Raw genomic sequence first — 24,736 nt, forward strand, 5'->3', positions numbered from 1 at the left:
ATGGCTAACAGAATGATTCTGAACGAAACGGCATGGTTTGGGCGGGGCGCAATTGGCGCTTTAACCGATGAGGTGAAACGCCGTGGTTATCAGAAGGCGCTGATCGTGACTGATAAAACGCTGGTACAGTGCGGCGTGGTGGCGAAAGTGACCGATAAGATGGATGCCGCCGGGCTGGCATGGGCGATTTACGACGGCGTAGTGCCGAATCCGACAATCACCGTAGTCAAAGAAGGGCTGGGTGTATTCCAGAACAGCGGTGCGGATTACCTGATCGCTATTGGTGGTGGTTCTCCGCAGGATACCTGTAAAGCGATTGGCATCATCAGCAACAACCCGGAGTTTGCCGATGTGCGTAGTCTGGAAGGGCTTTCACCGACCAATAAACCCAGCGTACCGATTCTGGCGATCCCCACCACGGCGGGCACTGCGGCGGAAGTGACCATTAACTATGTCATCACTGACGAAGAAAAACGGCGCAAGTTTGTTTGCGTTGATTCGCATGATATCCCGCAGGTGGCGTTTATTGATGCTGACATGATGGATGGTATGCCACCGGCGCTGAAAGCCGCGACCGGTGTCGATGCGCTGACTCATGCCATCGAGGGGTATATTACGCGTGGTGCGTGGGCGCTGACCGATGCGTTGCATATTAAAGCCATTGAAATTATTGCCGGGGCGCTGCGGGGATCGGTTGCCGGTGATAAGGATGCCGGAGAACAGATGGCGCTCGGACAGTATGTCGCGGGCATGGGCTTCTCGAACGTTGGGTTGGGGCTGGTGCATGGTATGGCGCACCCGCTGGGCGCGTTTTATAACACCCCGCACGGTGTTGCGAACGCCATTCTGTTACCGCATGTTATGCGCTATAACGCCGAATTTACCGGCGAGAAGTACCGCGATATTGCGCGCGTAATGGGCGTGAAAGTGGAAGGCATGAGCCTGGAAGAGGCGCGTAATGCTGCTGTTGACGCGGTGTTTGCTCTCAATCGTGATGTAGGTATTCCGCCACATTTGCGTGATGTTGGTGTACGCAAGGAAGACATTCCGGCACTGGCGCAGGCGGCTCTGGACGATGTTTGTACCGGTGGCAACCCGCGTGAAGCAACGCTTGAGGATATTGTAGAGCTTTACCATACCGCCTGGTAATTGCGCTGATGTGATAATGCCGGATGCGACGCTGGCGCGTCTTATCCGGCCTACACGGTCATGAAATTCAATGGGGTGTTAATCGGTAGCATCCGGTATCTCTTTACCGTACCAACCGTAATTGCTGTAAATTGCCGTCGATATGCAAATCAGTTTGTAAGCGGGCAATATCGCGGCACAGAAACGCCATCTCTTTATGTACTTCTAATTTTTTGCGCCACTTTTCGGCAACCGTGTCGAGATTCTCATAAATTCCTTCCAGACTCTGAAACTCGACCAGCAACTGCGTGGCGCTTTTCGGGCCAATCCCTGCAACACCCGGCACCTTTGAACTGCTGATCCCCGCCAGCCCCCAGTAATCGGGCAACTGTTGCGGTTGAACGCCAAATTCTTTATCGATAAACGGCGCATCCAGCCAGCGTTTCTGGAAGTAATCGCGAATGCGCAACGTTGGCGAAAGTAGCTGGCAGTAGCCTTTATCTGTCGAAACAATGGTTGCCTGATGCCCGGCCTGCGTCACTTTGACCGCCAGCGTAGCGGCTAAGTCATCGGCTTCGTTGCCGCTGGCTGACCAGCACGGGACGCCGCGTTGCTCAAAGGCGGCGCGTAATGCAGGCATTTCGTTGTGCAACTCTTCCGGCATTGGTGGGCGACCCGCTTTGTAATCCGGTAAACGTTGATGACGCCAGCCGCTACTGCGGTTTTCATCATCAAAAACGGCGACCGCGTGGGTTGGCTGGCTGTGCATAATAAGTTGATCGAGAGCGTGCTGGCAGGTCTCCACGCAGGGCGAACCCTGAACGGCATGAATGCGACGGATAAGATTCAGTGCATCGACGATAAGCAAATGAACAGCCACGATAACCCCCTTAAAGATCAGGCGATAAGGGTAACATTCGATACCGGAACAGGCTACGGCTGGATGAGAAAACAGGAAGAGGCCTCGCAAAACGAGGCCTCTGGAGAGAGATTAATCGCAGGCAACGATTTTCATCGCCAGGCCGCCGCGAGATGTTTCGCGGTACTTGGCATTCATGTCTTTACCTGTTTCGTACATGGTTTCGATAACTTTATCGAGGCATACGCGTGGCTCGCTGGTACGGCGCAGTGCCATACGTGCAGCGTTCACTGCTTTCACTGCTGCAATAGCATTACGCTCGATGCACGGCACCTGTACCTGTCCGGCGACCGGATCACAAGTCAGGCCGAGGTTATGCTCCATAGCGATTTCCGCCGCGATGCACACCTGCGCCGGGCTTGCGCCTAACAGTTCAGCCAGGCCAGCCGCAGCCATAGAGCACGCCACACCAACTTCACCCTGGCAACCCACTTCGGCACCAGAAATCGAGGCGTTCATCTTATAAAGAGAACCAATCGCGCTGGCAACCAGCAGATAACGAGCCAGTGAGTTAGCGTTCACTTCGCGGATAAACTTGTCGTAGTATGCCAGCACCGCCGGGATAATTCCGCACGCGCCGTTAGTCGGCGCAGTAACCACTCGACCACCTGCTGCGTTTTCTTCGTTTACCGCCAGTGCGAACATGTTGATCCAGTCGACAACCGCCATTGGGTCAGTTGTGGTCTTATCCTGGCTAACCAGCATTCGACGCAGCGCCGCCGCACGACGTGGAACGCGCAGTTTGCCTGGCAACACGCCTTCGGTGGAAATACCGCGCTCAATACCGCCGCGCATCACTTCCCAGACGTTCGCCAGATGCTGTTCCAGCTCTTCTTTGCTGTGCAGCGCCAGCTCGTTTTTCATCATCAGGCCAGAGAGTGACAGACCAGTTTCCTGGCAATGTTTTTGCAGGTCGGCTGCTGAACTGTAAGGATAGGGAACTTCAACCGGTGCGCTATCCTGCTGACCAAAATGTTCTTCATCAACGATAAAGCCACCGCCGATGGAGTAGTAAGTCTGACTGTAAACAACTTTGTCGCCTGCCAGAGCGGTGATGCGCATACCATTCTCATGCAGAGAAAGGTTGTCAGCATGGAAGTTCATGCACTGATCAACCGGGAACTCCACTTCGTGCTGACCGTTTGCCAGCATCAGACGACCGTGAGTATTCACATCCTGAATAAAACCAGGGATAGAGTCGATATCCACGGTATCTGGCAGATTACCCGCCAGACCCATAATAATGGCGATATCCGTGTGGTGGCCTTTACCGGTCAGAGAGAGTGAGCCGTAGACGTCAACCACCACGCGGGTTACGTCTTTCAGCAGATTACGGGCAATCAGATCGTCGGTAAATTGTTTACCCGCTTTCATCGGTCCAACGGTATGAGAGCTGGAAGGGCCAATGCCGATTTTGAAAATATCGAATACGCTAATCATAGGAAATACATCGCGTTAAAACGGAGGAAGCGCCGCCCGAAAGCGGCGCGAAAGGACTTAGCTGAACAGAGAGTAGAAGATTGCGGAGATAGCAATCAGACCCATCACGACAACGAATACGTTGCTGATGTGACCGCTGTACTTACGCATTGCCGGTACTTTCTGGATTGCGTACATCGGCATCAGGAACAGGATCATCGCGATGATTGGGCCGCCCAGGGTTTCAATCATACCCAGGATGCTCGGGTTCAGGGTGGCAACAATCCAGGTTGTTACCAGCATGAACAGTGCAGTGATACGGTTCAGCTTGTTGATTTCAATAGACTTACCTTTACCACGCAGTGATTTAATCACCATACCGTTGAAGCCTTCACGCGCGCCCAGGTAGTGGCCGAGGAAGGATTTGGTGATGGCAATCATCGCGATAATCGGTGCCATCCACGCGATAATCGGCGCATTAAAGTGGTTAGCCAGGTAAGACAGAATCGAGATGTTCTGTTCTTTTGCCGCAGCCAGGTCTGCCGGAGACAGGCTCAGTACGCAGCTAAAGACGAAGAACATAACGGTCAGCACCATCATGATGTGTGCGAATGCCAGGATCTTAGAGCATTTCTGTTCTGCCATATCGCCGTACTCTTCACGCTTCGCAACGGCGAAAGAAGAGATGATCGGAGAGTGGTTGAACGAGAACACCATGACCGGAATCGCCAGCCACAGAGTCATCCACAGACCGTTACCGGTAGAAGCTGCAGTATCCAGAGACAGAGTTTCCAGCGCCGCGCCGTTCCACTGTGGGATCAGGTACAGAGCCAGCAGCATCAGAACTGCAACGAACGGGAATACCAGGATGCTCATTGCTTTAACGATCATCTGCTCACCGAAGCGAACGATGGTCATCATACCCACGATCAGGATCAGGGACAGAATCGCACGCGGCGGCGGTGTCATGCCCAGTTGGTGGGCCATGAAGCTTTCTACCGTGTTAGTGATTGCCACGCTGTACACCAGCAGGATCGGGTAAATAGCAAAGAAGTACAGCAGGGTAATCAGTTTACCTGCGCCAACACCGAAGTGTTCTTCTACTACCTCGGTGATGTCTTCGCCCGGATTTTTACCAGACAGTACGAAGCGAGTCAGGCCGCGGTGAGCAAAAAACGTCATCGGAAACGCAAGGATGGCCATGATGATCAGCGGGATCATACCGCCAACACCGGCGTTGATTGGCAGGAACAGTACACCCGCGCCGATTGCTGTACCATAAAGGCCCAGCATCCACATGGTGTCTGTCTTGCGCCAGGCACTGCGAGAGTCTTTCGACGCAATCGTGCTGGTTTGAGTTGTTTCCATCTATTTCTCCTGGAGGAATGCAAATAATTCAGCTTTTAGCCAGTTCAGCCCGGGAAGGTGCCTGGCCGTAAAAATGAAATCTGTCTATCGGCGATGGCTCAATCATTTTCCGCCGTAATAATTTGAGGGCGGAAAGATACACACAACTTATGTCTCTATCAGTGATCTTGATCTCAAATACAATAATCTACTTGGAAGATAGATAATCCCAACGCTTTACTCTGTAAATCAAAAGTAAAAGAGAATTTAAGGGCGATATTTGCCCACTAAACGACATCTGTTTTCTTCCGGGGCGCGCAATATATGTAGGTTGAACTGAAAAAATCAATACTTTTAGTTAATCATGATGAGATTTTATTTTTATCAGCGATAAAATGCGGTTTATAAAAGCAGGTAAACGTTTGCGTTACAATATAAATTGTATGACATATTGATGTTGGTGATATTAATTGCATGATGACGTGCTGAAATATTCAGATGGAAAATGAAATAGATTGCTTAGTGAGTGACCAGGGAGAACAAAACCCGGCAACGATCGTTACCGGGAGAAGGGAGATTAAGTGCAGATTTCGTAGCAAGGGATATAGGCAGAGCCAGGCAACTTCATACGATGCTGGGCGACAAACCCCTGAAGCAGGTCGTCCATACGACGCATAATCTCTTTATCGCCGTTGATTTTGTAAGGGCCAAACTCTTCAATGGCGCGAATACCGACTTCTTTCACGTTACCCGCAACAATACCGGAGAATGCTCGACGCAGATCGGCGGCCAGCACTTCAACGGGTTGATCCGGGTAAAGCTTCAGATTGGCCATGTTCTCGTGAGACGGCTCAAACGGCATTTGCAGATCTGGCGCAATGCGCATTGACCAGTTAAAGCTGTACGCATCGCCGGTATCGCGACGGTTTTCTTTCACCAGCGGCATCGCTTTTTTCATCTGACGTGCTACTTCGGCAGCGTCATCAATAATGATGCGATAATGGCGGCGCGCGTTTTCTCCCAGCGTATGTACGACAAATTCGTCCAGTACGCAGAAGTAGTCGGCGCTTTCTTTCGGCCCGGTGAGGATCAACGGTAAAACCTGATCTTTGTTGGCCGGATTCATTAAAATTCCCAGCAAGTACAGCAACTCTTCTGCCGTACCCACACCACCCGGGAAAATAATGATGCCGTGAGCGATACGCACAAACGCCTCAAGACGTTTTTCGATATCCGGCATGATGATCAGTTCGTTGACCAGTGGGTTAGGCGGTTCAGCGGCGATAATCGACGGTTCTGTCATACCAATAAAACGACTGTCTTTGTAACGCTGCTGTGCGTGACCTACTGCTGCACCTTTCATCGGCGCTTCCATCGCTCCTGGACCGCAGCCGGTGCAGATATTCAGCTCGCGAAGCCCCAGTTGATTACCAACGCGCCGTGCATACAGATATTCGTTTTCATTGATGGAGTGACCACCCCAGCACACCACCATATTCGGTGCTTCGCCTACATGCAGCGCGCGCGCGTTGCGCAATATAGAAAAGACCAGATTAGTAATGTGGACAGAGTTGTCGAGATTCAGATTGGGAAAACGAACGGTGTTATGGATTTGCCCGTAGACGAAGAGAATGTCGCGCAGAACCGCAAACAAGTTGGCCTGTAAGGCGCGGATAATGCGCCCATCGACGAAAGCTTCTTCCGGAGGGTTGATCAGTTCCAGCTTAACACCGCGTTCACGGCGCAACACGTTAATGTCGAAATTTTCAAAACGGGATAGCAATTCTTTGCTGTTATCGGTGAGGCTACCGGAGTTCAGAACGGCAAGTGAACAGTTGCGAAACAGTTGATAGAGGTCGCTGCTGGCGGTGCGTTTAAGCATGTCCACCTCCAACTGCGACAACATATCCATGGAGCCAAGTGGGCTAATATGTGTAATCAAGAAAAACTCCTTATGGGACAATTATTGTCATTCCCTTTGATTACAATAGCCCTGCCTGATGGCCTTTCACAACTCTATGCTTGAATCCAGCACGCAAAACTGAAAAAAAATTTATTGTCGTACCAGTCGGGTAGTCGATGGGACAAAGTCACTATTGCTACGCCAGGGGTTAATGTCCAGACCGCCACGACGGGTATAACGAGCGTAAACGCTTAATTTTTCTGGCTGGCAGAAGCGCAGCAGATCATTAAAAATACGCTCTACGCATTGCTCATGGAACTCGTTGTGATGACGGAAAGAAACCAGATAACGCAGCAGTTTTTCCCGATCAATCTTGTGTCCACGGTACTGAATTTGAATGGAACCCCAGTCTGGCTGATGGGTGATCAGACAGTTTGATTTCAGCAGATGGCTAACCAGCGTCTCTTCCACCACTTTTTCACCGCTGGCGGCATTCTCAAGGTAGTCAGTGGTGAATTCATAGTTATCGATAGCGATATCCTGCTCATCAATGCAGGTGCCATTGAAATGACCCATTGGCTGGCCTTCCAGTTCATCGAGTCGATATAACGCCACGCTGACCTTACCCTGGGCGCAGGTACTTAAATCGCGCTCCAGCGTCTGGCGCACCTCTTCCCAATTGTTAAATCGAGTCTGATTAAAGCTATTGAGATAGAGCTTAAAACTCTTCGACTCAATGAGATTCACGCTGGTGTAATCAAGTTCAACATGACCCACAGCGACCTGCGGTAAACCTTTCGCATTTAGCCAGGAAAGCTCATATAGCGTCCAGATATCCGCGCCGTGAAAAGGCAGGTTATCCGCTTTCAGACCCAGTGGATCGCGATTCAGACTACGCGGAACGCCTTGCAGCAGGCTGGCGTCATAGGTATCCCTGTAATCGGTTGATTTTCCGAGAGTCAGGCCTGCAAGTGCCTGATGGTTTGCATAAGAAGACATGTTTCACCGTCATAAACCAGATAAACTAAACAACAAGTGTATCTGGTTTAAGTGAAGAGAGAAATTAGTGGACGATTTGACCGCACAAGCCCTGAAGGATTTTACTGCGCGCTACTGCGATGCCTGGCATGAACAGTATAAAAGCTGGCCGTTAAGTGAGGAGCTGTATGGCGTTCCTTCGCCATGCATTATTTCAACCACCGAAGACGCCGTATACTGGCAACCTCAACCGTTTACCGGTGAGCAAAATGTAAACGCGGTTGAACGGGCGTTTGATATTGTGATACAACCCACAATTCATACCTTCTATACGACCCAGTTTGCCGGGGATATGCATGCGCAGTTTGGTGATATCAAACTGACATTACTGCAAACCTGGAGCGAAGATGACTTCCGTCGAGTGCAGGAAAATCTGATTGGCCATTTGGTTACTCAGAAACGTCTAAAACTACCGCCTACGCTATTTATCGCGACGCTGGAAGAAGAGCTGGAGGTAATCTCGGTGTGTAATCTCTCAGGCGAAGTATGCAAAGAGACACTGGGAACGCGTAAACGGGCGCATTTAGCCTCAAATCTTGCGGAATTCCTCAACCAACTTAAGCCTCTTCTGTAATCCAAATACCCCGTCTTGTTGTGAGAGATCTCTTACAGACCCTGTAGGAGATCGCCAGGAAATAAGCGAATGCTTAATAAGATGAGATTTGATATTTTGATTTGAAATCAATTGCTTATTGTTGTTTTTTCGACTTTCATATGAAATTATCCTTAAGGCATTGTCTGTAAGCTCCTTGTAAGACGCAGTGAAAAAGACGATTCTATCTTCGTCGACAGGGAGTCAGACAATGAAGTGAACATCAGGATGATGACACTTCTGAAGGACACGCCAGGATGGTGTTTCAGGGAAAGGCTTCCGGATGAAGCGAAGAGGATAACGCAGGACGCGTTAAAGGACACCTCCAGGATGGAGAATGAGAACCGGTCAGGATGATTCGGTGGGTCAGGAAGGCCAGGGACACTTCAGGATGAAGTATCACATCGGGGTGGTGTGAGCAGGGAGCAATAGTTCAGGATGAACGATTGGCCGTAAGGCTAAAGGAAAAGTTGTCAAGGATGAGCAGGGAGCAACAAAAGTAGCTGGAATGCTGCGAAACGAATCGGGAGCACTGTGAATACAGTGCTCCCTTTTTTTATTCCTGCTATTCTTCGCGGCAGTTTTTTACTTGAGGCTGCTTTATGACTACTCATGACCGCGTTCGTTTCCAGTTGCAGGCGCTTGAAGCGCTGCTGCGTGAACATCAGCACTGGCGCAATGATGAACCCCAGCCGCATCTATTCAACAGTACCCAACCGTTTTTTATGGACACCATGGAACCGTTGGAGTGGTTGCAGTGGGTGCTTATCCCGCGGATGCACGATTTATTAGATAACAATCAGCCATTACCAGGGGCATTTGCTGTGGCGCCGTACTATGAAATGGCGCTGGCGACGGATCACCCGCAACGAGCGCTTATTCTGGCGGAGCTGGAAAAGCTGGATGCCCTTTTTGCGGATGATGCTAACTGATGTTGGAAATACTCTACCAGGATGAATGGTTGGTGGCGGTAAATAAACCGTCCGGCTGGCTGGTCCACCGTAGCTGGCTGGATCGCGACGAGAAAGTTGTGGTGATGCAAACTGTGCGTGACCAGATTGGCCAGCATGTTTTTACCGCGCATCGTCTGGATCGCCCGACTTCTGGCGTATTGCTGATGGGGTTATCCAGTGAGGCAGGGCGACTGTTGGCGCAACAGTTTGAACAGCACCAAATCCAGAAACGTTACCATGCGATTGTGCGTGGCTGGCTGATGGATGAGGCAGAGCTGGATTATCCGCTGGTAGAAGAACTGGACAAAATCGCTGATAAATATGCCCGCGAAGATAAAGGTCCACAGCCAGCGGTAACGCATTATCGCGGTCTGGCGACGGTGGAAATGCCTGTGGCGACTGGACGTTACCCGACCACGCGCTATGGCCTGGTGGAACTGGAGCCGAAAACTGGACGTAAACACCAACTACGCCGCCATCTGGCCCATTTGCGTCATCCCATTATTGGGGACAGCAAACACGGCGATTTGCGCCAGAACCGCAGCGGGGCTGAACATTTCGGCCTGCAGAGGTTAATGCTACATGCCAGCCAGTTGTCATTGACGCATCCTTTTACTGGCGAGCCGCTCACTATTTACGCGGGTCTGGACGACACCTGGATGCAGGCGTTATCACAGTTTGGTTGGCGCGGTCTACTTCCTGAAAATGAAAGGGTTGAGTTCAGCGCGGCATCCGGTCAGGATGGTGAGATGAGTTCCTAATCCAGGGAGAAAACGGTATGGCGGAAATTGGTATTTTTGTTGGCACCATGTACGGCAACGCATTGTTAGTTGCAGAAGAAGCGGAAGCCATTTTGTCCGGGCAAGGACACAAAGCAACGGTATTTGAAGATCCAGAGTTAAGTGACTGGCTACCCTATCAGGACAAGTACGTACTGGTAGTCACCTCGACCACCGGGCAGGGCGACCTTCCTGACAGCATTGTGCCGCTCTTTCTGGGAATAAAGGATAACCTCGGTTTCCAGCCGAACCTGCGTTATGGCGTGATTGCCCTTGGCGACAGCAGTTATGTGAATTTCTGCAATGGTGGCAAACAGTTCGATGCTTTGTTGCAGGAACAAAGCGCGCAGCGGGTAGGGGAAATGCTGCTGATTGATGCCAGCGAGACCCCGGAACCAGAAACGGAATCAAACCCGTGGGTTGAACATTGGGGCACGCTGTTGTCCTGAGTCCTCGCTATTTTTGCTGATATACCTATGGTCGGCAAAAATATTGTTTCAGCGATGCTGAATCGAATTTTTTCAGGCAAATGCCAGTAAATGTGCCTTCTTAAGGGGCATTTTTACTAGCGTTTGCCTGGCGTCAAGTGAACCACTTCATATGATGTTGTAGACATGGCAAGGCGTTCTCGCCGCATTCGGCATAAACACAGGTACTTGCCACCAATCTGAAACCGGCTTCATAAAGAAGCCGGTTTTTACTCGACAAGAGGTTTATTAACCGAGAATTTTACTGGCTTCGCGCGCCACATTATCCATCTCGTCCAACAGTTCCAGTAGCTCCGGCTCCAAATCTTCTTCTTTAGTACCGTTGCGTAGCTGTTGTTCGATTAGTTGGCAGAGATTCTTCATTCGCGGTACGCCGCTATAACCGCAACTGCCATGCAGTTTATGGATCAAATCAACCAGGCCTTCCGGGTTTTCTCCAACCAATTGTTCTTCAACTTTGTTGCGAACTTCTGGCAGGAAATCGAGCAACATTTGCAGCATATCGCGCGCCAGATCGTTTTTTCCTGCAGCCTGGCGCAGTGCCAGTTGCCAGTCGAGAGTCGCATTCTGATTCACCACAATTTCGTTCACTTCTGGCGTCACGACGCGAGAAGAAATGCCACTGCCGGGCTTGTAACGTAACAGCAAATTATGCAACCGCTCTTCTTCAATCGGTTTCGCCAGATAATCGCTCATTCCCGCGCCAAGCAGTTTCTCTTTTTGCCCGGCCATCGCGTGCGCCGTTACCGCGATAACTGGTGTTTGCTGCTGATGCGGGAGCTGGTGAATGAGCTCACATGCCCGAATGCCGTCCATATCCGGCATTTGAATATCCATTAAGATTAAATCGAACGGCATCTGTTTCGCCCGTTCAACCGCCTGATGTCCGCTATCGCACAGCTCAACATGCTGCACCATATCTTCCAGCAATGCGCCGATAAGTTTCAGGTTTGCCGGATTATCATCAACAGCCATAACCGTCATTGCCAGCTTACTTTCATCGGTAACAGGCAAAAGTGTGTTTTGCTTTTGATGACAAAATTCCGTCAGTACAGGCAACAAACGTGTAGGCGTCAGGGGTTTCAGCAGACACGCGCCGATACCATCTTGCTTGAGCTTTTCGGCATTGACCTGTGCATGGCACGGAAGTGCCAGCATCAGAAAATCGGTCATTAACACCGCTTGCGCCAACCGCTCATGCTGCATCGTCAGCGGTTCGCGGAAGGTTACCGCAATCCCTAACAAAATCATGTCGTAATGTGCAGGAGGCAGCGCGGAGAACGTTGGGCTATAAACCACTTCCAGCGGTGTTTCGCTTAAAATATCCAGCGTACACTGGGCGGCTGCAGAGTTCGGTTCGACATAAGCCAGGCGTTTACCCGCGAGGCACTGAGTGGATGGCCCTTCGATAATAATATTCGGGTTCAGATCGAGATTAATATGGAACCAGAAGGTTGAACCACGATTCGGCTGGCTATGGAACGAGATATCGCCACCCATTTCATTGACCAGTTTTTGCGTAATCACCAGCCCCAGCCCGGTGCCGCCATGACGGCGTGAAATACTGGCATCTGCCTGTCTGAAGGCCTGGAACAAACGCGATTGATCACGTTCAGGAATACCAATGCCGGTATCACGGATCTGCACTTCAATCTGTACTTTGGTATTACTCAGCGCACGTTTTTCTACCAGAATGTCGATGTTGCCATTCTCGGTGAATTTAATCGCATTCCCCACCAGGTTAGTGATTATTTGCTGTAAACGCAGCGGGTCGCCAATGACGTTATCGGGCACGTCGCTCTTAATATTGAGCGTTAATTCCAGTCCTTTATCGTGAGAAGAATGCGCCAGTAGCGTTACCACTTCATCCAGCGTGCTGCGTAGTGGGAATGGAATACTTTCCAGAATCAGCTTGCCTGCTTCCAGTTTTGAGAAATCGAGAACATCATTAATAATTGCCAGCAAATTATTTGCCGAGCGTTCAATAGTATTGAGGTGATCGCGCTGCGTTGGTGTTAATTCTGTTTTCAACGTCAGGCGGGTAAAACCAATAACGCCATTCAACGGTGTACGCAGCTCATGCGACATGTTTGCCAGAAACTCTGACTTAATACGCGCCGCTTCCTGGGCGCGTTTTTTCGCCAGATCCAGTTCAACGTTCTGAATTTCCATCTGTTCCAGCGTTTCACGCAGATCGGACGTCGCCTGGTCGATATTGTGCTGCATCTCTTCGTGATAAGCCGCCAGCGACATTGCCATCGAGTTGATGCCATTTTTCAGCATATCCAACTCTCCGAGCATAAATCCTTCCACCCGACTGTCGAGTTGCCCTCGGCGGATGCGGTCGACGGTATTCACCATGTTGCGAATTGGGCCGGTTACATCGCGCATTAAGCGCCAGCCAAAAATAAGCGCGATACCAATACAAAACAGCATCATCACGCTAGAAATAAAGATCTCTTTATATTGCTGCAAGCGCACTGATTTAAGATCCAGCTCAAGAGCAATATATCCCAACATATTTTGACTATTTTTGGCATCGCTGCTGGGTGATTCGTCGGGAGAATAACTCTCAGAAATAATCGGCGTGCGCAGGATCATAATATAGCCATCACGTGTGACAGTAAGTTGGCGCGGAAATGGCACGTTGCTGCCGAGCTGCATTGATGAAGGATCAAGATGAAAATTGGAGGTGACAAAAAGTCGGTTATTTTCATCATAAACCGAAATGGCACGAACAATATCGGAATGGCGACGATGCAAAACGCTGATCAATTGACCAATAGATTCGCGATTTTGCAGGCTCATGCCATATTCCGTTGAAACCGCAAGCGGCTCAATAATGCTGGCACCGGCATCTTCCAGTTGACGCTGCAAGTCGTTATAGCGATGCACGACGAAAAAGATGCTAAGCAATAAACCAATAAGGACGGTCGGTGCCAGGATCAGAATCATCATGCGTGCGCGCAGGCTGTAGTTGGTCATGGAGTTCCGTTATGGGACAATTAAGGTCACACTGTTAAATTGAGAAAGTCTCGCCAATGGCGCAATTCTACTCTGCAAAACGACGCGCGACGACGCGTCAGATCATAACCGTTTCAGTCAACGACCTCGACTCTTTTGGTCAGGGCGTGGCGCGACATAACGGCAAAGCGTTATTTATTCCTGGATTACTACCGCCGGAAAACGCGGAAGTTACTGTTACTGAAGATAAAAAACAGTACGCTCGCGCTAAGGTCGTGCGCAGGTTAAGCGACAGCCCGGAACGCAAAACGCCACGCTGCCCTCATTTTGGCGTATGCGGCGGCTGTCAGCAACAACACGCCAGCGTCGAACTCCAGCAGCGTAGCAAAAGCGCAGCACTCGCCCGGTTAATGAAACACGACGTCTCTGAAGTGATCGACGATGTCCCCTGGGGTTATCGCCGTCGCGCGCGTTTAAGTCTGAACTATCTACCGAAAAAACAACAACTCCAGATGGGATTTCGCAAAGCGGGTTCCAGTGACATTGTCGACGTTAAACAATGCCCTATTTTAGTGCCCCAACTTGAAGCGTTGTTGCCCAAAGTCAGGGCATGCCTGGACAGCTTACAAGCTATGCGCCATCTTGGTCATGTTGAACTGGTGCAGGCAACCAGCGGCCTGCTGATGATTTTACGCCATACCGCACCGCTAAGTTTGGCAGATCGCGAAAAACTGGAACGCTTTTCGCATTCTGAAGGCCTGGATCTGTATCTCGCTCCCGATAGTGAGATACTCGAAACCGTCTCTGGCGAGATGCCCTGGTATGACTCAAACGGGTTGCGCTTAACCTTTAGTCCGCGTGATTTTATTCAGATCAATGCGGGTGTGAACCAGAAAATGGTGGCGCGAGCGCTGGAGTGGCTGGATGTTCAGCCTGATGATCGTGTGCTGGATCTGTTCTGTGGTATGGGCAATTTTACGCTGCCGTTAGCGACCCGTGCGGCAAGTGTTGTTGGTGTGGAAGGGGTTCCGGCGCTGGTGGAAAAAGGCCAGCAGAACGCGAGTCTTAATCGCTTACATAATGTGACGTTTTATCACGAAAATCTTGAAGATGATGTCACAAAGCAGCCGTGGGCAAAAAACGGCTTTGATAAAGTGTTGCTGGACCCGGCGCGTGCTGGTGCAGCAGGCGTTATGCAACAAATTATAAAACTGGAACCTATTCGTATAGTTTATGTATCCTGTAACCCTGCGACGCTGGCTCGGGATAGCGAGGCGTTATTAAAAGCAGGATATACCATTGCGCGGTTGGCGATGCTGGATATGTTCCCACACACGGGGCATCTGGAATCGATGGTACTTTTCTCGCGCGTTAAATAGTTACGATTTGCTGATTTCAGCAGGTCAGGTCCCTAAAGGAGAGGACGATGGTTGCGGTAAGAAGTGCACATATCAATAAGGCTGGTGAATTTGATCCGGAAAAATGGATCGCAAGTCTGGGCATTGCCAGCCAGAAGTCGTGTGAGTGCTTAGCCGAAACCTGGGCGTATTGTCTGCAGCAGACGCAGGGGCATCCGGATGCCAGTTTGCTGTTGTGGCGTGGTGTCGAGATGGTGGAGATCCTCTCGACATTAAGTATGGACATTGACACGCTGCGGGCTGCGCTGCTGTTCCCTCTGGCCGATGCAAACGTCGTCAGCGAAGACGTACTGCGCGAGAGTGTCGGTAAGTCGGTCGTTAATCTTATTCACGGTGTGCGCGATATGGCGGCAATCCGCCAACTGAAAGCAACGCACACCGATTCTGTTTCCTCCGAACAGGTCGATAACGTTCGCCGGATGTTGCTGGCGATGGTCGATGACTTCCGTTGCGTGGTCATCAAACTGGCGGAGCGAATTGCCCATCTGCGCGAAGTAAAAGATGCGCCGGAAGATGAACGCGTGCTGGCGGCAAAAGAGTGCACCAATATCTACGCGCCGCTGGCGAACCGTCTTGGGATTGGGCAACTGAAATGGGAACTGGAAGATTACTGCTTCCGTTACCTCCACCCGACCGAGTACAAACGTATTGCAAAACTGCTGCATGAGCGCCGCCTCGACCGCGAACACTACATTGAAGAGTTTGTGGGGCATCTGCGTGCAGAGATGAAAGCTGAAGGCGTTAAAGCTGAAGTGTATGGACGCCCAAAACACATCTACAGCATCTGGCGCAAAATGCAGAAAAAGAACCTCGCCTTTGATGAGCTGTTTGATGTTCGTGCGGTGCGTATCGTCGCGGAACGTTTGCAGGATTGTTACGCCGCGCTGGGCATAGTGCACACTCACTATCGCCACTTGCCGGATGAGTTCGACGATTACGTTGCGAACCCGAAACCGAACGGTTATCAGTCTATTCATACCGTAGTGTTGGGGCCGGGAGGCAAAACCGTTGAGATCCAAATCCGCACCAAACAGATGCATGAAGATGCAGAGTTGGGTGTTGCTGCGCACTGGAAATACAAAGAAGGCGCGGCTGCTGGCGGCGCACGTTCGGGACATGAAGACCGGATTGCCTGGCTGCGTAAACTGATTGCGTGGCAGGAAGAGATGGCTGATTCTGGCGAAATGCTCGACGAAGTACGCAGTCAGGTCTTTGATGATCGGGTATATGTGTTTACGCCGAAAGGTGATGTTGTTGATCTGCCTGCGGGATCAACGCCGCTGGATTTCGCTTACCACATCCATAGTGATGTCGGGCACCGCTGCATCGGGGCAAAAATTGGCGGGCGCATTGTGCCATTCACCTACCAGTTGCAGATGGGTGACCAGATTGAAATTATCACCCAGAAACAGCCGAATCCCAGCCGTGACTGGTTAAACCCAAACCTGGGTTATGTTACAACCAGCCGCGGGCGTTCGAAAATTCACGCCTGGTTCCGTAAACAGGATCGTGACAAAAATATTCTGGCAGGACGGCAAATCCTTGACGACGAACTGGAACATTTGGGGATCAGTCTGAAGGAAGCAGAAAAATATCTGCTGCCGCGTTACAACTTCAATGACGTCGACGAGTTGTTGGCGGCGATTGGTGGCGGGGATATCCGTCTCAATCAGATGGTCAACTTCCTGCAATCGCAATTTAATAAGCCGAGCGCCGAAGAGCAGGACGCCGCCGCACTGAAACAGCTTCAGCAAAAAAGCTATACACCACAAAACCGCAGTAAAGATAACGGTCGTGTAGTGGTAGAAGGTGTGGGCAACCTGATGCACCACATCGCGCGTTGCTGCCAGCCGATTCCTGGCGATGAGATTGTCGGTTTCATTACCCAGGGCCGCGGGATCTCCGTACACCGCGCCGATTGCGAACAACTGGCGGAACTGCGCTCCCATGCACCGGAACGAATTGTTGACGCGGTATGGGGCGAGAGCTACTCCGCTGGTTACTCGCTGGTGGTTCGCGTGCAGGCCAATGATCGTAGTGGATTGTTGCGTGATATCACCACTATTCTCGCCAATGAGAAGGTGAATGTGCTTGGCGTTGCCAGCCGCAGCGACACGAAACAGCAACTGGCGACCATCGATATGACCATTGAGATTTATAACCTGCAAGTGCTGGGGCGCGTGCTGGGTAAACTCAATCAGGTGCCAGATGTTATCGATGCAAGACGACTGCACGGGAATTAATCTTACATAGCCGGATATGGCGTCAGCCGTATCCGACGATATCCTTTACTCGAAGGTGTTACACCTGACAGACCCGCAATTTTCAGGACATTCCAATGAATCAAATCGACCGTTTGCTCACTATCATGCAGCGTCTTCGTGACCCGGAAAACGGCTGTCCGTGGGACAAAGAGCAGACATTCGCTTCTATTGCACCTTATACCCTTGAAGAAACTTATGAAGTGCTGGATGCCATTGCCCGCGAAGACTTTGACGATCTGCGCGGTGAACTGGGCGATTTGTTGTTCCAGGTGGTGTTTTACGCGCAAATGGCCCAGGAAGAAGGGCGCTTTGACTTTAATGATATTTGCGCGGCGATCAGCGATAAGTTAGAGCGCCGCCATCCGCATGTTTTTGCTGACAGTTCTGCCGATAACAGCAGTGAAGTTCTTGCCCGTTGGGAGCAGATCAAAACCGAAGAGCGCGCGCAGAAGGCGCAACATTCAGCGCTGGACGATATTCCTCGCAGTTTACCGGCCTTAATGCGTGCGCAAAAAATCCAGAAACGCTGCGCCAACGTTGGCTTCGACTGGACGACGCTTGGCCCGGTGGTCGATAAAGTTTACGAAGAGATTGACGAGGTCATGTACGAGGCGCGGCAGGCTGTAGTGGACCAGGCTAAACTGGAGGAGGAAATGGGCGACCTGCTGTTTGCGACGGTCAATCTGGCCCGCCATTTAGGGACGAAAGCAGAGATTGCGCTACAAAAAGCTAACGAAAAATTTGAGCGTCGTTTTCGCGAAGTGGAGCGGATTGTTGCCGCGCGTGGACTGGAAATGACAGGTGTTGACCTCGAAACAATGGAAGAAGTCTGGCAGCAGGTAAAACGGCAGGAAATTGATCTCTAAGGAAATTACATGGTCAAGCGCGATTTGTGTCATTTTTTAAATGACAAGCGCTTGATTTGCGTCAAAAACATTTACCCCAAAGGGGCTATTTTCTCACTCCTGATTTCAATTGTGCGCTGGCGAAGAGGAGGGATAATGAAAGTTTGTGGCACAGGTCATGTTCGGGTATACTGCTTTCCCGTCCTGGTTATTCCATCGTCTTTTCAACCTAACTTCTCAGGTTCAGCATGACAACGAACTATATTTTTGTGACCGGCGGGGTCGTATCCTCTCTGGGTAAAGGCATTGCCGCAGCCTCCCTCGCAGCCATTCTTGAAGCCCGTGGCCTCAATGTGACCATCATGAAACTGGATCCGTACATCAACGTCGATCCAGGTACTATGAGCCCAATCCAACACGGGGAAGTGTTCGTTACTGAAGACGGCGCTGAAACCGACCTGGACCTGGGGCACTACGAGCGTTTCATTCGCACCAAAATGAGCCGCCGCAACAACTTCACCACGGGTCGTATCTATTCTGACGTTCTGCGTAAAGAACGCCGTGGCGACTATCTGGGCGCAACCGTACAGGTTATCCCGCACATTACTAACGCTATTAAAGAACGCGTTCTTGCCGGCGGTGAAGGCCACGACGTGGTTCTGGTCGAAATCGGCGGTACTGTCGGTGACATCGAATCCCTGCCGTTCCTTGAAGCGATTCGCCAGTTGGCTGTTGATATTGGTCGTGAACACGCGCTGTTCATGCACCTGACCCTGGTGCCGTACATGGCTGCGTCTGGTGAAGTCAAAACCAAGCCGACTCAGCACTCTGTAAAAGAGCTGCTTTCTATCGGCATCCAGCCTGATATCCTGATTTGTCGTTCAGATCGCGCCGTTCCGGCGAACGAACGTGCGAAGATTGCATTGTTCTGTAATGTTCCGGAAAAAGCGGTTATTTCTCTGAAAGACGTCGATTCTATCTATAAAATTCCAGGCCTGTTGAAATCTCAGGGGCTGGACGATTATATTTGTAAACGATTCAGCTTGAACTGCCCGGAAGCTAATCTGTCCGAATGGGAACAGGTTATCTTTGAAGAAGCGAATCCGGTAAGTGAAGTCACTATCGGTATGGTCGGCAAGTACATTGAACTGCCGGACGCTTATAAATCCGTGATTGAAGCACTGAAACACGGCGGGCTGAAAAATCGTGTTAGCGTCAACATCAAACTGATCGATTCACAAGATGTTGAAACACGCGGTGTTGAAATCCTTAAAGGTCTGGATGCGATCCTCGTACCTGGCGGTTTCGGTTACCGTGGCGTAGAGGGCATGATTACTACCGCGCGCTTTGCGCGTGAGAACAATATTCCTTATCTGGGTATTTGCCTGGGTATGCAGGTGGCGTTAATTGATTACGCTCGCCATGTTGCCAACATGGAGAACGCCAACTCTACGGAATTTGTGCCAGACTGTAAGTACCCGGTTGTGGCGCTGATTACCGAGTGGCGTGATGAAAACGGCAACGTTGAAGTTCGTAGCGAGAATAGCGATCTCGGTGGCACCATGCGTCTTGGCGCGCAGCAGTGCCAGTTGGTTGACGATAGCCTGGTTCGCCAACTGTACAATGCGCCGACAATTGTTGAACGTCATCGTCACCGTTACGAAGTCAACAACATGCTGTTGAAACAGATTGAAGATGCAGGTCTGCGCGTTGCGGGCCGTTCCGGGGATGATCAGTTGGTCGAGATCATCGAAGTTCCGAATCACCCGTGGTTCGTGGCTTGTCAGTTCCATCCGGAGTTTACTTCTACTCCACGTGATGGCCACCCGCTGTTTGCTGGCTTTGTAAAAGCCGCCAGCGAGTTCCAGAAACGTCAGGCGAAGTAAGTAAAAAAGTTAGAACGGCAACGCGTACCCAGGGTACGCGTTGTTTGTCTGGAGTTTTAGTTTAACTAGTGACTTGAGGAAACCCTAATGTCCAAAATCGTAAAAATCATCGGTCGTGAAATCATCGACTCCCGTGGTAACCCGACTGTTGAAGCCGAAGTACACCTGGAGGGTGGTTTCGTCGGTATGGCGGCTGCTCCGTCAGGTGCTTCTACTGGTTCCCGTGAAGCACTGGAACTGCGCGATGGTGACAAATCCCGTTTCCTGGGCAAAGGCGTAACCAAAGCTGTTGCTGCGGTTAACGGCCCGATCGCTCAGGCGCTGATTGGCAAAGATGCCAAAGATCAGGCTGGCATTGACAAGATCATGATCGACCTGGACGGCACTGAAAATAAATCCAAATTCGGCGCAAACGCAATCCTGGCTGTATCTCTGGCTAACGCCAAAGCTGCCGCGGCTGCTAAAGGTATGCCGCTGTACGAGCACATCGCTGAACTGAACGGTACTCCGGGCAAATACTCCATGCCGGTTCCGATGATGAACATCATCAACGGTGGTGAGCACGCTGACAACAACGTTGATATTCAGGAATTCATGATTCAGCCGGTTGGCGCGAAAACTGTGAAAGAAGCCATCCGCATGGGTTCTGAAGTTTTCCATCACCTGGCAAAAGTTCTGAAAGCGAAAGGTATGAACACTGCTGTTGGTGACGAAGGTGGCTATGCGCCGAACCTGGGTTCCAACGCTGAAGCTCTGGCTGTTATCGCTGAAGCTGTTAAAGCTGCTGGCTATGAACTGGGCAAAGACATCACTCTGGCGATGGACTGCGCAGCTTCTGAATTCTACAAAGACGGTAAATACGTTCTGGCTGGCGAAGGCAACAAAGCTTTCACCTCTGAAGAATTCACTCACTTCCTGGAAGAACTGACCAAACAGTACCCGATCGTTTCCATCGAAGATGGTCTGGACGAGTCTGACTGGGACGGTTTCGCATACCAGACCAAAGTTCTGGGCGACAAAATCCAGTTGGTTGGTGACGACCTGTTCGTAACCAACACCAAGATCCTGAAAGAAGGTATCGAAAAAGGCATCGCTAACTCCATCCTGATCAAATTCAACCAGATCGGTTCTCTGACCGAAACTCTGGCTGCAATCAAGATGGCGAAAGACGCTGGCTACACTGCAGTAATCTCTCACCGTTCTGGTGAAACTGAAGACGCTACCATCGCTGACCTGGCTGTTGGTACTGCTGCAGGCCAGATCAAAACGGGTTCTATGAGCCGTTCTGACCGTGTTGCTAAATACAACCAACTGATTCGTATTGAAGAAGCTCTGGGCGAAAAAGCACCGTACAACGGTCGTAAAGAGATCAAAGGCCAGGCATAAGTCTGACTTTATCTGATTTAAAAATGCCAGCCTTCGGGCTGGCATTTTTTATGGTTGAGTTACCAGCGGCCGGACGCGCCGCCGCCGCCAGAAGAACCACCCCCGCCGCTAAATCCGCCGCCACTTGAGCCTCCACCGGAAGAGGATGAAGAAGAACCTTTTCTTGAAGCTCTTTCTTTACTGAGCTTCTTATATTTGGCGCGTAACTTTTTATTCACCAGAAGCCAGAAGATAAGCAGAGGTACGATCGCAAAAGGCGTTAACATACTGCAAGCAACGATTAAATTCGTCCATGCTCCGGGCTCGGCAACATAGAGGAATACCATCCCGTAAATTGCGCCGGTGAGTGCAATCCACGGTAGATTTGATGGATCGGTAAAAATAATAAAATACGAAAGTACTGCCAGTAAAATAATTACAGCGACCGATAATGGAATTGGAGTTTTGATACTGTAATGATTTCCGCTGCCTTCCAGTAATTCACCATTCAACAGAAGCGCGCCGATATTTTCGCTGGCCAGTGTCAACCCTCCAATAAGATCATCGTTTTTGAACGCGGGGATCAATATAACACGGATAATCTTTGCCGCTTGCAGGTCGGTAACCGCCCCTTCCAGCCCGTAGCCCACTTCTATACGGACAGCATGATCTTCCCAGGCAACCAGAAGTAAAATACCATCGTTGCGCTGTGCATCGCCCAACTTCCAGCTATCAAAAACGCGTGTTGCATATTGTTCAATGGTATCTTCACCAGTGGATGGCACCACTAATATAGCGACCTGCGCCTGCGTATTCTGTGCAATCTTCTGCAACTGTAGTGTCAGAGATTGTTGCTCAGGTGAACTTAACGTATCAGTAAGATCTGTCACCTGTTGGTGTAGTTCCGGTACAGCCATTTGCTGGGCAAACACAGGAACGCACCACAATATGAGTAGAAAAAGGATTAAGCGCATATTGATCACCAGCGCCCTGAAGCGCCACCGCCACCAGATGAACCGCCACCGCCGCTGAAATTGTCATTGTCGAAAGAAGAGGACGATGATGATGACGAATCTCTGGAGTTATAATTACTTCTGGTATGGCGTGATGGCCGGTTGGCACTACGCATTGAGTCACGTACCTTTTTGCCGAAAGGGGTAAAAGTAATAGCAACAACAAGGAACGGTGTGGAGAAGCATAATAATGTAGCGAGCACTCCCCAGCTTCCGCTGAAACCTGCAATAGGCAAAACAAAGGCCAGCACTATGGCAGCGAAGCAAATCAATCCCAGCGTTTTGATATATCCCCTGGCGGAAATAAAGGTCAGTACTATCGCCCAGGCCAACAAAGCCCACCAACCGCTAAAGGGCAAAGGGTGATCGGTTGGTGTTATCGTTGCTAAATCATTCCCCGTCAGACGGCTTTCAATATCGTTGATCCCCTTTTGCAACCCGCCAGCCAGGTCGCCATTTTTAAATGCTGGAATAATACTGTTGCGAATAATTTGTCCGGACTGTGCATCTGTAATAAGGCCTTCCAGTCCGTAACCGATTTCAATACGCACGGTATGATCCTGCCAGGCGACTAACAGTAGAACACCATCATCGCGGTCTTTATCACCTGGTTTCCAGCTATCGAATACCCGCGTAGCGTACTGCTCGATAGTTTCATCGCCTGTTGTGTCAACTACTAACACCACCATTTGCGCCAGATTTCTTTGCGTCAGGTTTTTAATCTGACCAGCAAGAGCATTTATTTCGCTGTTCGTCAATGTACCTGTTACGTCATTCACATACACAGGTAATTCAGGTACTGGAATTTGCGTAGCAAACGCCGATGGACAGAAGAAAGCCAGAAGAAAGATAAAAATTCGCATAAGGATTGCCCGCTTAATGAATATTAGGGTTTTGGCTAAAATCTATTGTTGGTGCTTTACTCACTGCGGCGACATCATCCGGCAAATAATTTTTCTTTGCGGTGTAATCCATTATTTTTGCGGTTAATACAGCGGGGAATTTGCGGATAGTGACATTATATTGTTCAATAGCTTTAATGTATCTTCCTCGCGCAACGGCAATGCGGTTTTCACTTCCTTCGAGCTGTACTATCAAATTTTGATAGAGTTCCTGGGCCTTTAATTCAGGATAACGTTCACTGATAATCGTTAACTGGCCGAGTGTACGAGTCAGTTGCGCCTGAGCTTGTTGCCAGGTTTGTAGCTTTTGCTCATCGCCTGGCGCTTGCTGTAAATCGCTACTGGCCCTGATAGCCTGGCTACGCGCTAATGTTACGGCTTCCAACACTTCTTTTTCATAGCTGGAATAACCTTTAATACTGGCGACAAGATTAGGAATAAGGTCGGCACGACGTTGATACTGATTCAGAACTTCTGACCAGGATGAATTGACTTGTTCGTCATAAGTTTGAATATCATTATATCCACAACCTGATAAATTGAAAATAAATATAAGTACGATGAATATTCTGAGCATGTTTAAATCCCTTTTGTTTAATTCCCCTGGGAATAATACGTTGTTTCATTTTTTTATTAATGATCTGTTTCGCCTTTTTATCTTAAACCCGCGTGTAACAGAATGTTAATAAAGCATGAATATTGCGGTAGGATCTGCAATAATTAACAATTATCCACTTTACAGAGAATGCTATGCAGTACCCGATTAACGAGATGTTCCAGACCCTGCAAGGTGAGGGTTACTTTACCGGCGTCCCCGCCATTTTTATTCGTTTACAGGGATGCCCGGTCGGCTGTGCCTGGTGTGATACCAAACACACGTGGGAAAAACTTGAGGATCGGGAAGTTTCTCTTTTCAGTATTTTGGCGAAAACCAAAGAGAGTGATAAGTGGGGCGCAGCAAGCAGCGAAGATTTGTTAGCGGTCATAAGTCGTCAGGGATATACCGCGCGTCACGTAGTGATTACGGGTGGTGAACCTTGCATTCATGATTTGCTGCCATTGACTGACTTGCTTGAAAAGAACGGTTTTAGCTGCCAGATAGAAACCAGCGGTACTCACGAAGTACGTTGTACACCGAACACCTGGGTTACCGTGTCGCCAAAACTGAACATGCGCGGCGGCTATGAAGTGTTGTCGCAGGCGCTGGAACGCGCCAATGAAATCAAACATCCGGTTGGGCGTGTACGGGATATTGAAGCACTGGATGAATTGCTGGCAACGCTGACTGATGATAAACCGCGAGTAATTGCACTTCAGCCAATTAGTCAGAAAGAAGATGCCACGCGTTTATGTATCGATACCTGTATTGCGCGGAACTGGCGTTTGTCGATGCAAACGCATAAATATTTGAATATTGCCTGATTAAATATTTATAAGCGTTATAAATGGGTGGAACCTGTAAAGAATTCCACCCATTTATATTTTTGCCTCTTCTGATTGTTCTCTTCTGGTT

Annotated in this window: 20 protein-coding genes; 11 read left to right on the plus strand and 9 right to left on the minus strand. The window is 50.0% G+C overall.

The features are described 5' to 3' along the window. Nucleotides 1-1,149 (plus strand): lactaldehyde reductase, encoded by a 1,149-nt coding sequence (gene fucO, locus BEA93_RS01655; RefSeq protein WP_105224754.1) that lies wholly within the window; start codon nt 1-3, stop codon nt 1,147-1,149. A gap of 103 nt (nt 1,150-1,252) precedes the next feature. Here the strand turns inward: fucO and xni are convergent, their stop codons facing one another. The 5 genes from xni to queF all read right to left on the minus strand — a co-directional run bounded on the left by xni (nt 1,253) and on the right by queF (nt 7,715). Next, the gene (gene xni / locus BEA93_RS01660; RefSeq protein WP_024191905.1) at nt 1,253-2,008 is read right to left on the minus strand and encodes a flap endonuclease Xni; all 756 of its coding nucleotides are present in this window, start codon (nt 2,006-2,008) and stop codon (nt 1,253-1,255) included. Between the two features lie 111 nt (nt 2,009-2,119). Then, entirely contained in the window at nt 2,120-3,487 is a 1,368-nt protein-coding gene (gene sdaB / locus BEA93_RS01665; RefSeq protein ID WP_000626404.1) for an L-serine ammonia-lyase II, read from the minus strand. Nucleotides 3,488-3,544: 57 nt separating this feature from the next. Beyond that, nucleotides 3,545-4,834, minus strand: a complete 1,290-nt coding sequence (sdaC, locus tag BEA93_RS01670; protein WP_000450483.1) for an HAAAP family serine/threonine permease SdaC — start codon at nt 4,832-4,834, stop codon at nt 3,545-3,547. Nucleotides 4,835-5,390: 556 nt separating this feature from the next. Continuing rightward, entirely contained in the window at nt 5,391-6,755 is a 1,365-nt protein-coding gene (ppnN, locus tag BEA93_RS01675; RefSeq protein WP_105224753.1) for a nucleotide 5'-monophosphate nucleosidase PpnN, read from the minus strand. A 111-nt stretch (nt 6,756-6,866) separates the two neighbouring features. Beyond that, entirely contained in the window at nt 6,867-7,715 is an 849-nt protein-coding gene (queF, locus tag BEA93_RS01680) for an NADPH-dependent 7-cyano-7-deazaguanine reductase QueF (RefSeq protein WP_000100401.1), read from the minus strand. Nucleotides 7,716-7,782: 67 nt separating this feature from the next. On the opposite strand from queF, the gene syd reads away from it, so the two are divergent. From syd to BEA93_RS01700, 4 genes are all read left to right on the plus strand, one after another. Further along, the gene (gene syd, locus BEA93_RS01685; protein ID WP_000342441.1) at nt 7,783-8,328 is read left to right on the plus strand and encodes a SecY-interacting protein; all 546 of its coding nucleotides are present in this window, start codon (nt 7,783-7,785) and stop codon (nt 8,326-8,328) included. Nucleotides 8,329-8,948: 620 nt separating this feature from the next. Further along, nucleotides 8,949-9,278 (plus strand): YqcC family protein, encoded by a 330-nt coding sequence (locus BEA93_RS01690; RefSeq protein ID WP_000206974.1) that lies wholly within the window; start codon nt 8,949-8,951, stop codon nt 9,276-9,278. Then, entirely contained in the window at nt 9,278-10,060 is a 783-nt protein-coding gene (gene truC / locus BEA93_RS01695) for a tRNA pseudouridine(65) synthase TruC (RefSeq protein ID WP_000889990.1), read from the plus strand. Before BEA93_RS01690 ends, truC begins: the two co-directional genes overlap by 1 nt. 17 nt (nt 10,061-10,077) lie before the next feature. Next, the gene (locus BEA93_RS01700; protein WP_000807727.1) at nt 10,078-10,527 is read left to right on the plus strand and encodes a flavodoxin; all 450 of its coding nucleotides are present in this window, start codon (nt 10,078-10,080) and stop codon (nt 10,525-10,527) included. Between the two features lie 267 nt (nt 10,528-10,794). On the opposite strand, the gene barA is transcribed toward BEA93_RS01700, so the two are convergent. Next, a complete protein-coding gene (gene barA, locus BEA93_RS01705; protein WP_105224752.1) occupies nt 10,795-13,551 on the minus strand; it encodes a two-component sensor histidine kinase BarA in 2,757 nt (918 codons plus the stop codon). Nucleotides 13,552-13,607: 56 nt separating this feature from the next. Between barA and rlmD the strand changes: the two genes are divergently transcribed. The 5 genes from rlmD (at nt 13,608) to eno (ending at nt 21,329) form a co-directional block, all read left to right on the plus strand. Next, nucleotides 13,608-14,909: a 23S rRNA (uracil(1939)-C(5))-methyltransferase RlmD gene (rlmD, locus tag BEA93_RS01710; protein WP_000046776.1), complete on the plus strand. Its 1,302-nt coding sequence runs from the start codon at nt 13,608-13,610 to the stop codon at nt 14,907-14,909. A 47-nt stretch (nt 14,910-14,956) separates the two neighbouring features. Further along, entirely contained in the window at nt 14,957-17,191 is a 2,235-nt protein-coding gene (gene relA, locus BEA93_RS01715) for a GTP diphosphokinase (protein ID WP_000226792.1), read from the plus strand. Between the two features lie 95 nt (nt 17,192-17,286). Then, a complete protein-coding gene (gene mazG / locus BEA93_RS01720; protein ID WP_001071626.1) occupies nt 17,287-18,078 on the plus strand; it encodes a nucleoside triphosphate pyrophosphohydrolase in 792 nt (263 codons plus the stop codon). A gap of 227 nt (nt 18,079-18,305) precedes the next feature. Continuing rightward, entirely contained in the window at nt 18,306-19,943 is a 1,638-nt protein-coding gene (gene pyrG / locus BEA93_RS01725) for a glutamine hydrolyzing CTP synthase (RefSeq protein WP_000210856.1), read from the plus strand. 87 nt (nt 19,944-20,030) lie between these two features. Then, complete coding sequence (gene eno / locus BEA93_RS01730) at nt 20,031-21,329, plus strand: phosphopyruvate hydratase (RefSeq protein ID WP_000036723.1); 1,299 nt, start codon at nt 20,031-20,033, stop codon at nt 21,327-21,329. A 59-nt stretch (nt 21,330-21,388) separates the two neighbouring features. On the opposite strand, the gene BEA93_RS01735 is transcribed toward eno, so the two are convergent. Genes BEA93_RS01735 through BEA93_RS01745 form a run of 3 tightly spaced genes read right to left on the minus strand, consistent with a single transcriptional unit; the run spans nt 21,389 to nt 23,800 of the window. Then, nucleotides 21,389-22,291, minus strand: a complete 903-nt coding sequence (locus tag BEA93_RS01735) for a TPM domain-containing protein (protein WP_123057416.1) — start codon at nt 22,289-22,291, stop codon at nt 21,389-21,391. Beyond that, on the minus strand, nt 22,288-23,184 hold the full coding sequence (locus BEA93_RS01740) for a TPM domain-containing protein (protein WP_016262474.1): 897 nt from the start codon (nt 23,182-23,184) through the stop codon (nt 22,288-22,290). The genes BEA93_RS01735 and BEA93_RS01740 overlap by 4 nt, the downstream gene beginning before the upstream one ends. A 13-nt stretch (nt 23,185-23,197) precedes the next feature. Further along, the gene (locus BEA93_RS01745; protein WP_000944229.1) at nt 23,198-23,800 is read right to left on the minus strand and encodes a LemA family protein; all 603 of its coding nucleotides are present in this window, start codon (nt 23,798-23,800) and stop codon (nt 23,198-23,200) included. Between the two features lie 173 nt (nt 23,801-23,973). On the opposite strand from BEA93_RS01745, the gene queE reads away from it, so the two are divergent. Then, entirely contained in the window at nt 23,974-24,645 is a 672-nt protein-coding gene (queE, locus tag BEA93_RS01750) for a 7-carboxy-7-deazaguanine synthase QueE (RefSeq protein ID WP_001199980.1), read from the plus strand. Nucleotides 24,646-24,736 lie beyond the last annotated feature (91 nt).

Source organism: Escherichia sp. MOD1-EC5950, assembly GCF_002965345.1.
In the GTDB taxonomy this organism is placed as follows: domain Bacteria; phylum Pseudomonadota; class Gammaproteobacteria; order Enterobacterales; family Enterobacteriaceae; genus Escherichia; species Escherichia marmotae.

Coding starts and splice junctions, on each gene's coding strand:
- fucO (WP_105224754.1), top strand. CDS start 1: ATGGCTAACAGAATGATTCTGAACGAAACGGCATGGTTTGGGCGGGGC.
- sdaB (WP_000626404.1), bottom strand. CDS start 3,487: ATGATTAGCGTATTCGATATTTTCAAAATCGGCATTGGCCCTTCCAGC.
- sdaC (WP_000450483.1), bottom strand. CDS start 4,834: ATGGAAACAACTCAAACCAGCACGATTGCGTCGAAAGACTCTCGCAGT.
- queF (WP_000100401.1), bottom strand. CDS start 7,715: ATGTCTTCTTATGCAAACCATCAGGCACTTGCAGGCCTGACTCTCGGA.
- BEA93_RS01690 (WP_000206974.1), top strand. CDS start 8,949: ATGACTACTCATGACCGCGTTCGTTTCCAGTTGCAGGCGCTTGAAGCG.
- truC (WP_000889990.1), top strand. CDS start 9,278: ATGTTGGAAATACTCTACCAGGATGAATGGTTGGTGGCGGTAAATAAA.
- BEA93_RS01700 (WP_000807727.1), top strand. CDS start 10,078: ATGGCGGAAATTGGTATTTTTGTTGGCACCATGTACGGCAACGCATTG.
- barA (WP_105224752.1), bottom strand. CDS start 13,551: ATGACCAACTACAGCCTGCGCGCACGCATGATGATTCTGATCCTGGCA.
- rlmD (WP_000046776.1), top strand. CDS start 13,608: ATGGCGCAATTCTACTCTGCAAAACGACGCGCGACGACGCGTCAGATC.
- relA (WP_000226792.1), top strand. CDS start 14,957: ATGGTTGCGGTAAGAAGTGCACATATCAATAAGGCTGGTGAATTTGAT.
- mazG (WP_001071626.1), top strand. CDS start 17,287: ATGAATCAAATCGACCGTTTGCTCACTATCATGCAGCGTCTTCGTGAC.
- pyrG (WP_000210856.1), top strand. CDS start 18,306: ATGACAACGAACTATATTTTTGTGACCGGCGGGGTCGTATCCTCTCTG.
- eno (WP_000036723.1), top strand. CDS start 20,031: ATGTCCAAAATCGTAAAAATCATCGGTCGTGAAATCATCGACTCCCGT.
- BEA93_RS01740 (WP_016262474.1), bottom strand. CDS start 23,184: ATGCGAATTTTTATCTTTCTTCTGGCTTTCTTCTGTCCATCGGCGTTT.
- BEA93_RS01745 (WP_000944229.1), bottom strand. CDS start 23,800: ATGCTCAGAATATTCATCGTACTTATATTTATTTTCAATTTATCAGGT.
- queE (WP_001199980.1), top strand. CDS start 23,974: ATGCAGTACCCGATTAACGAGATGTTCCAGACCCTGCAAGGTGAGGGT.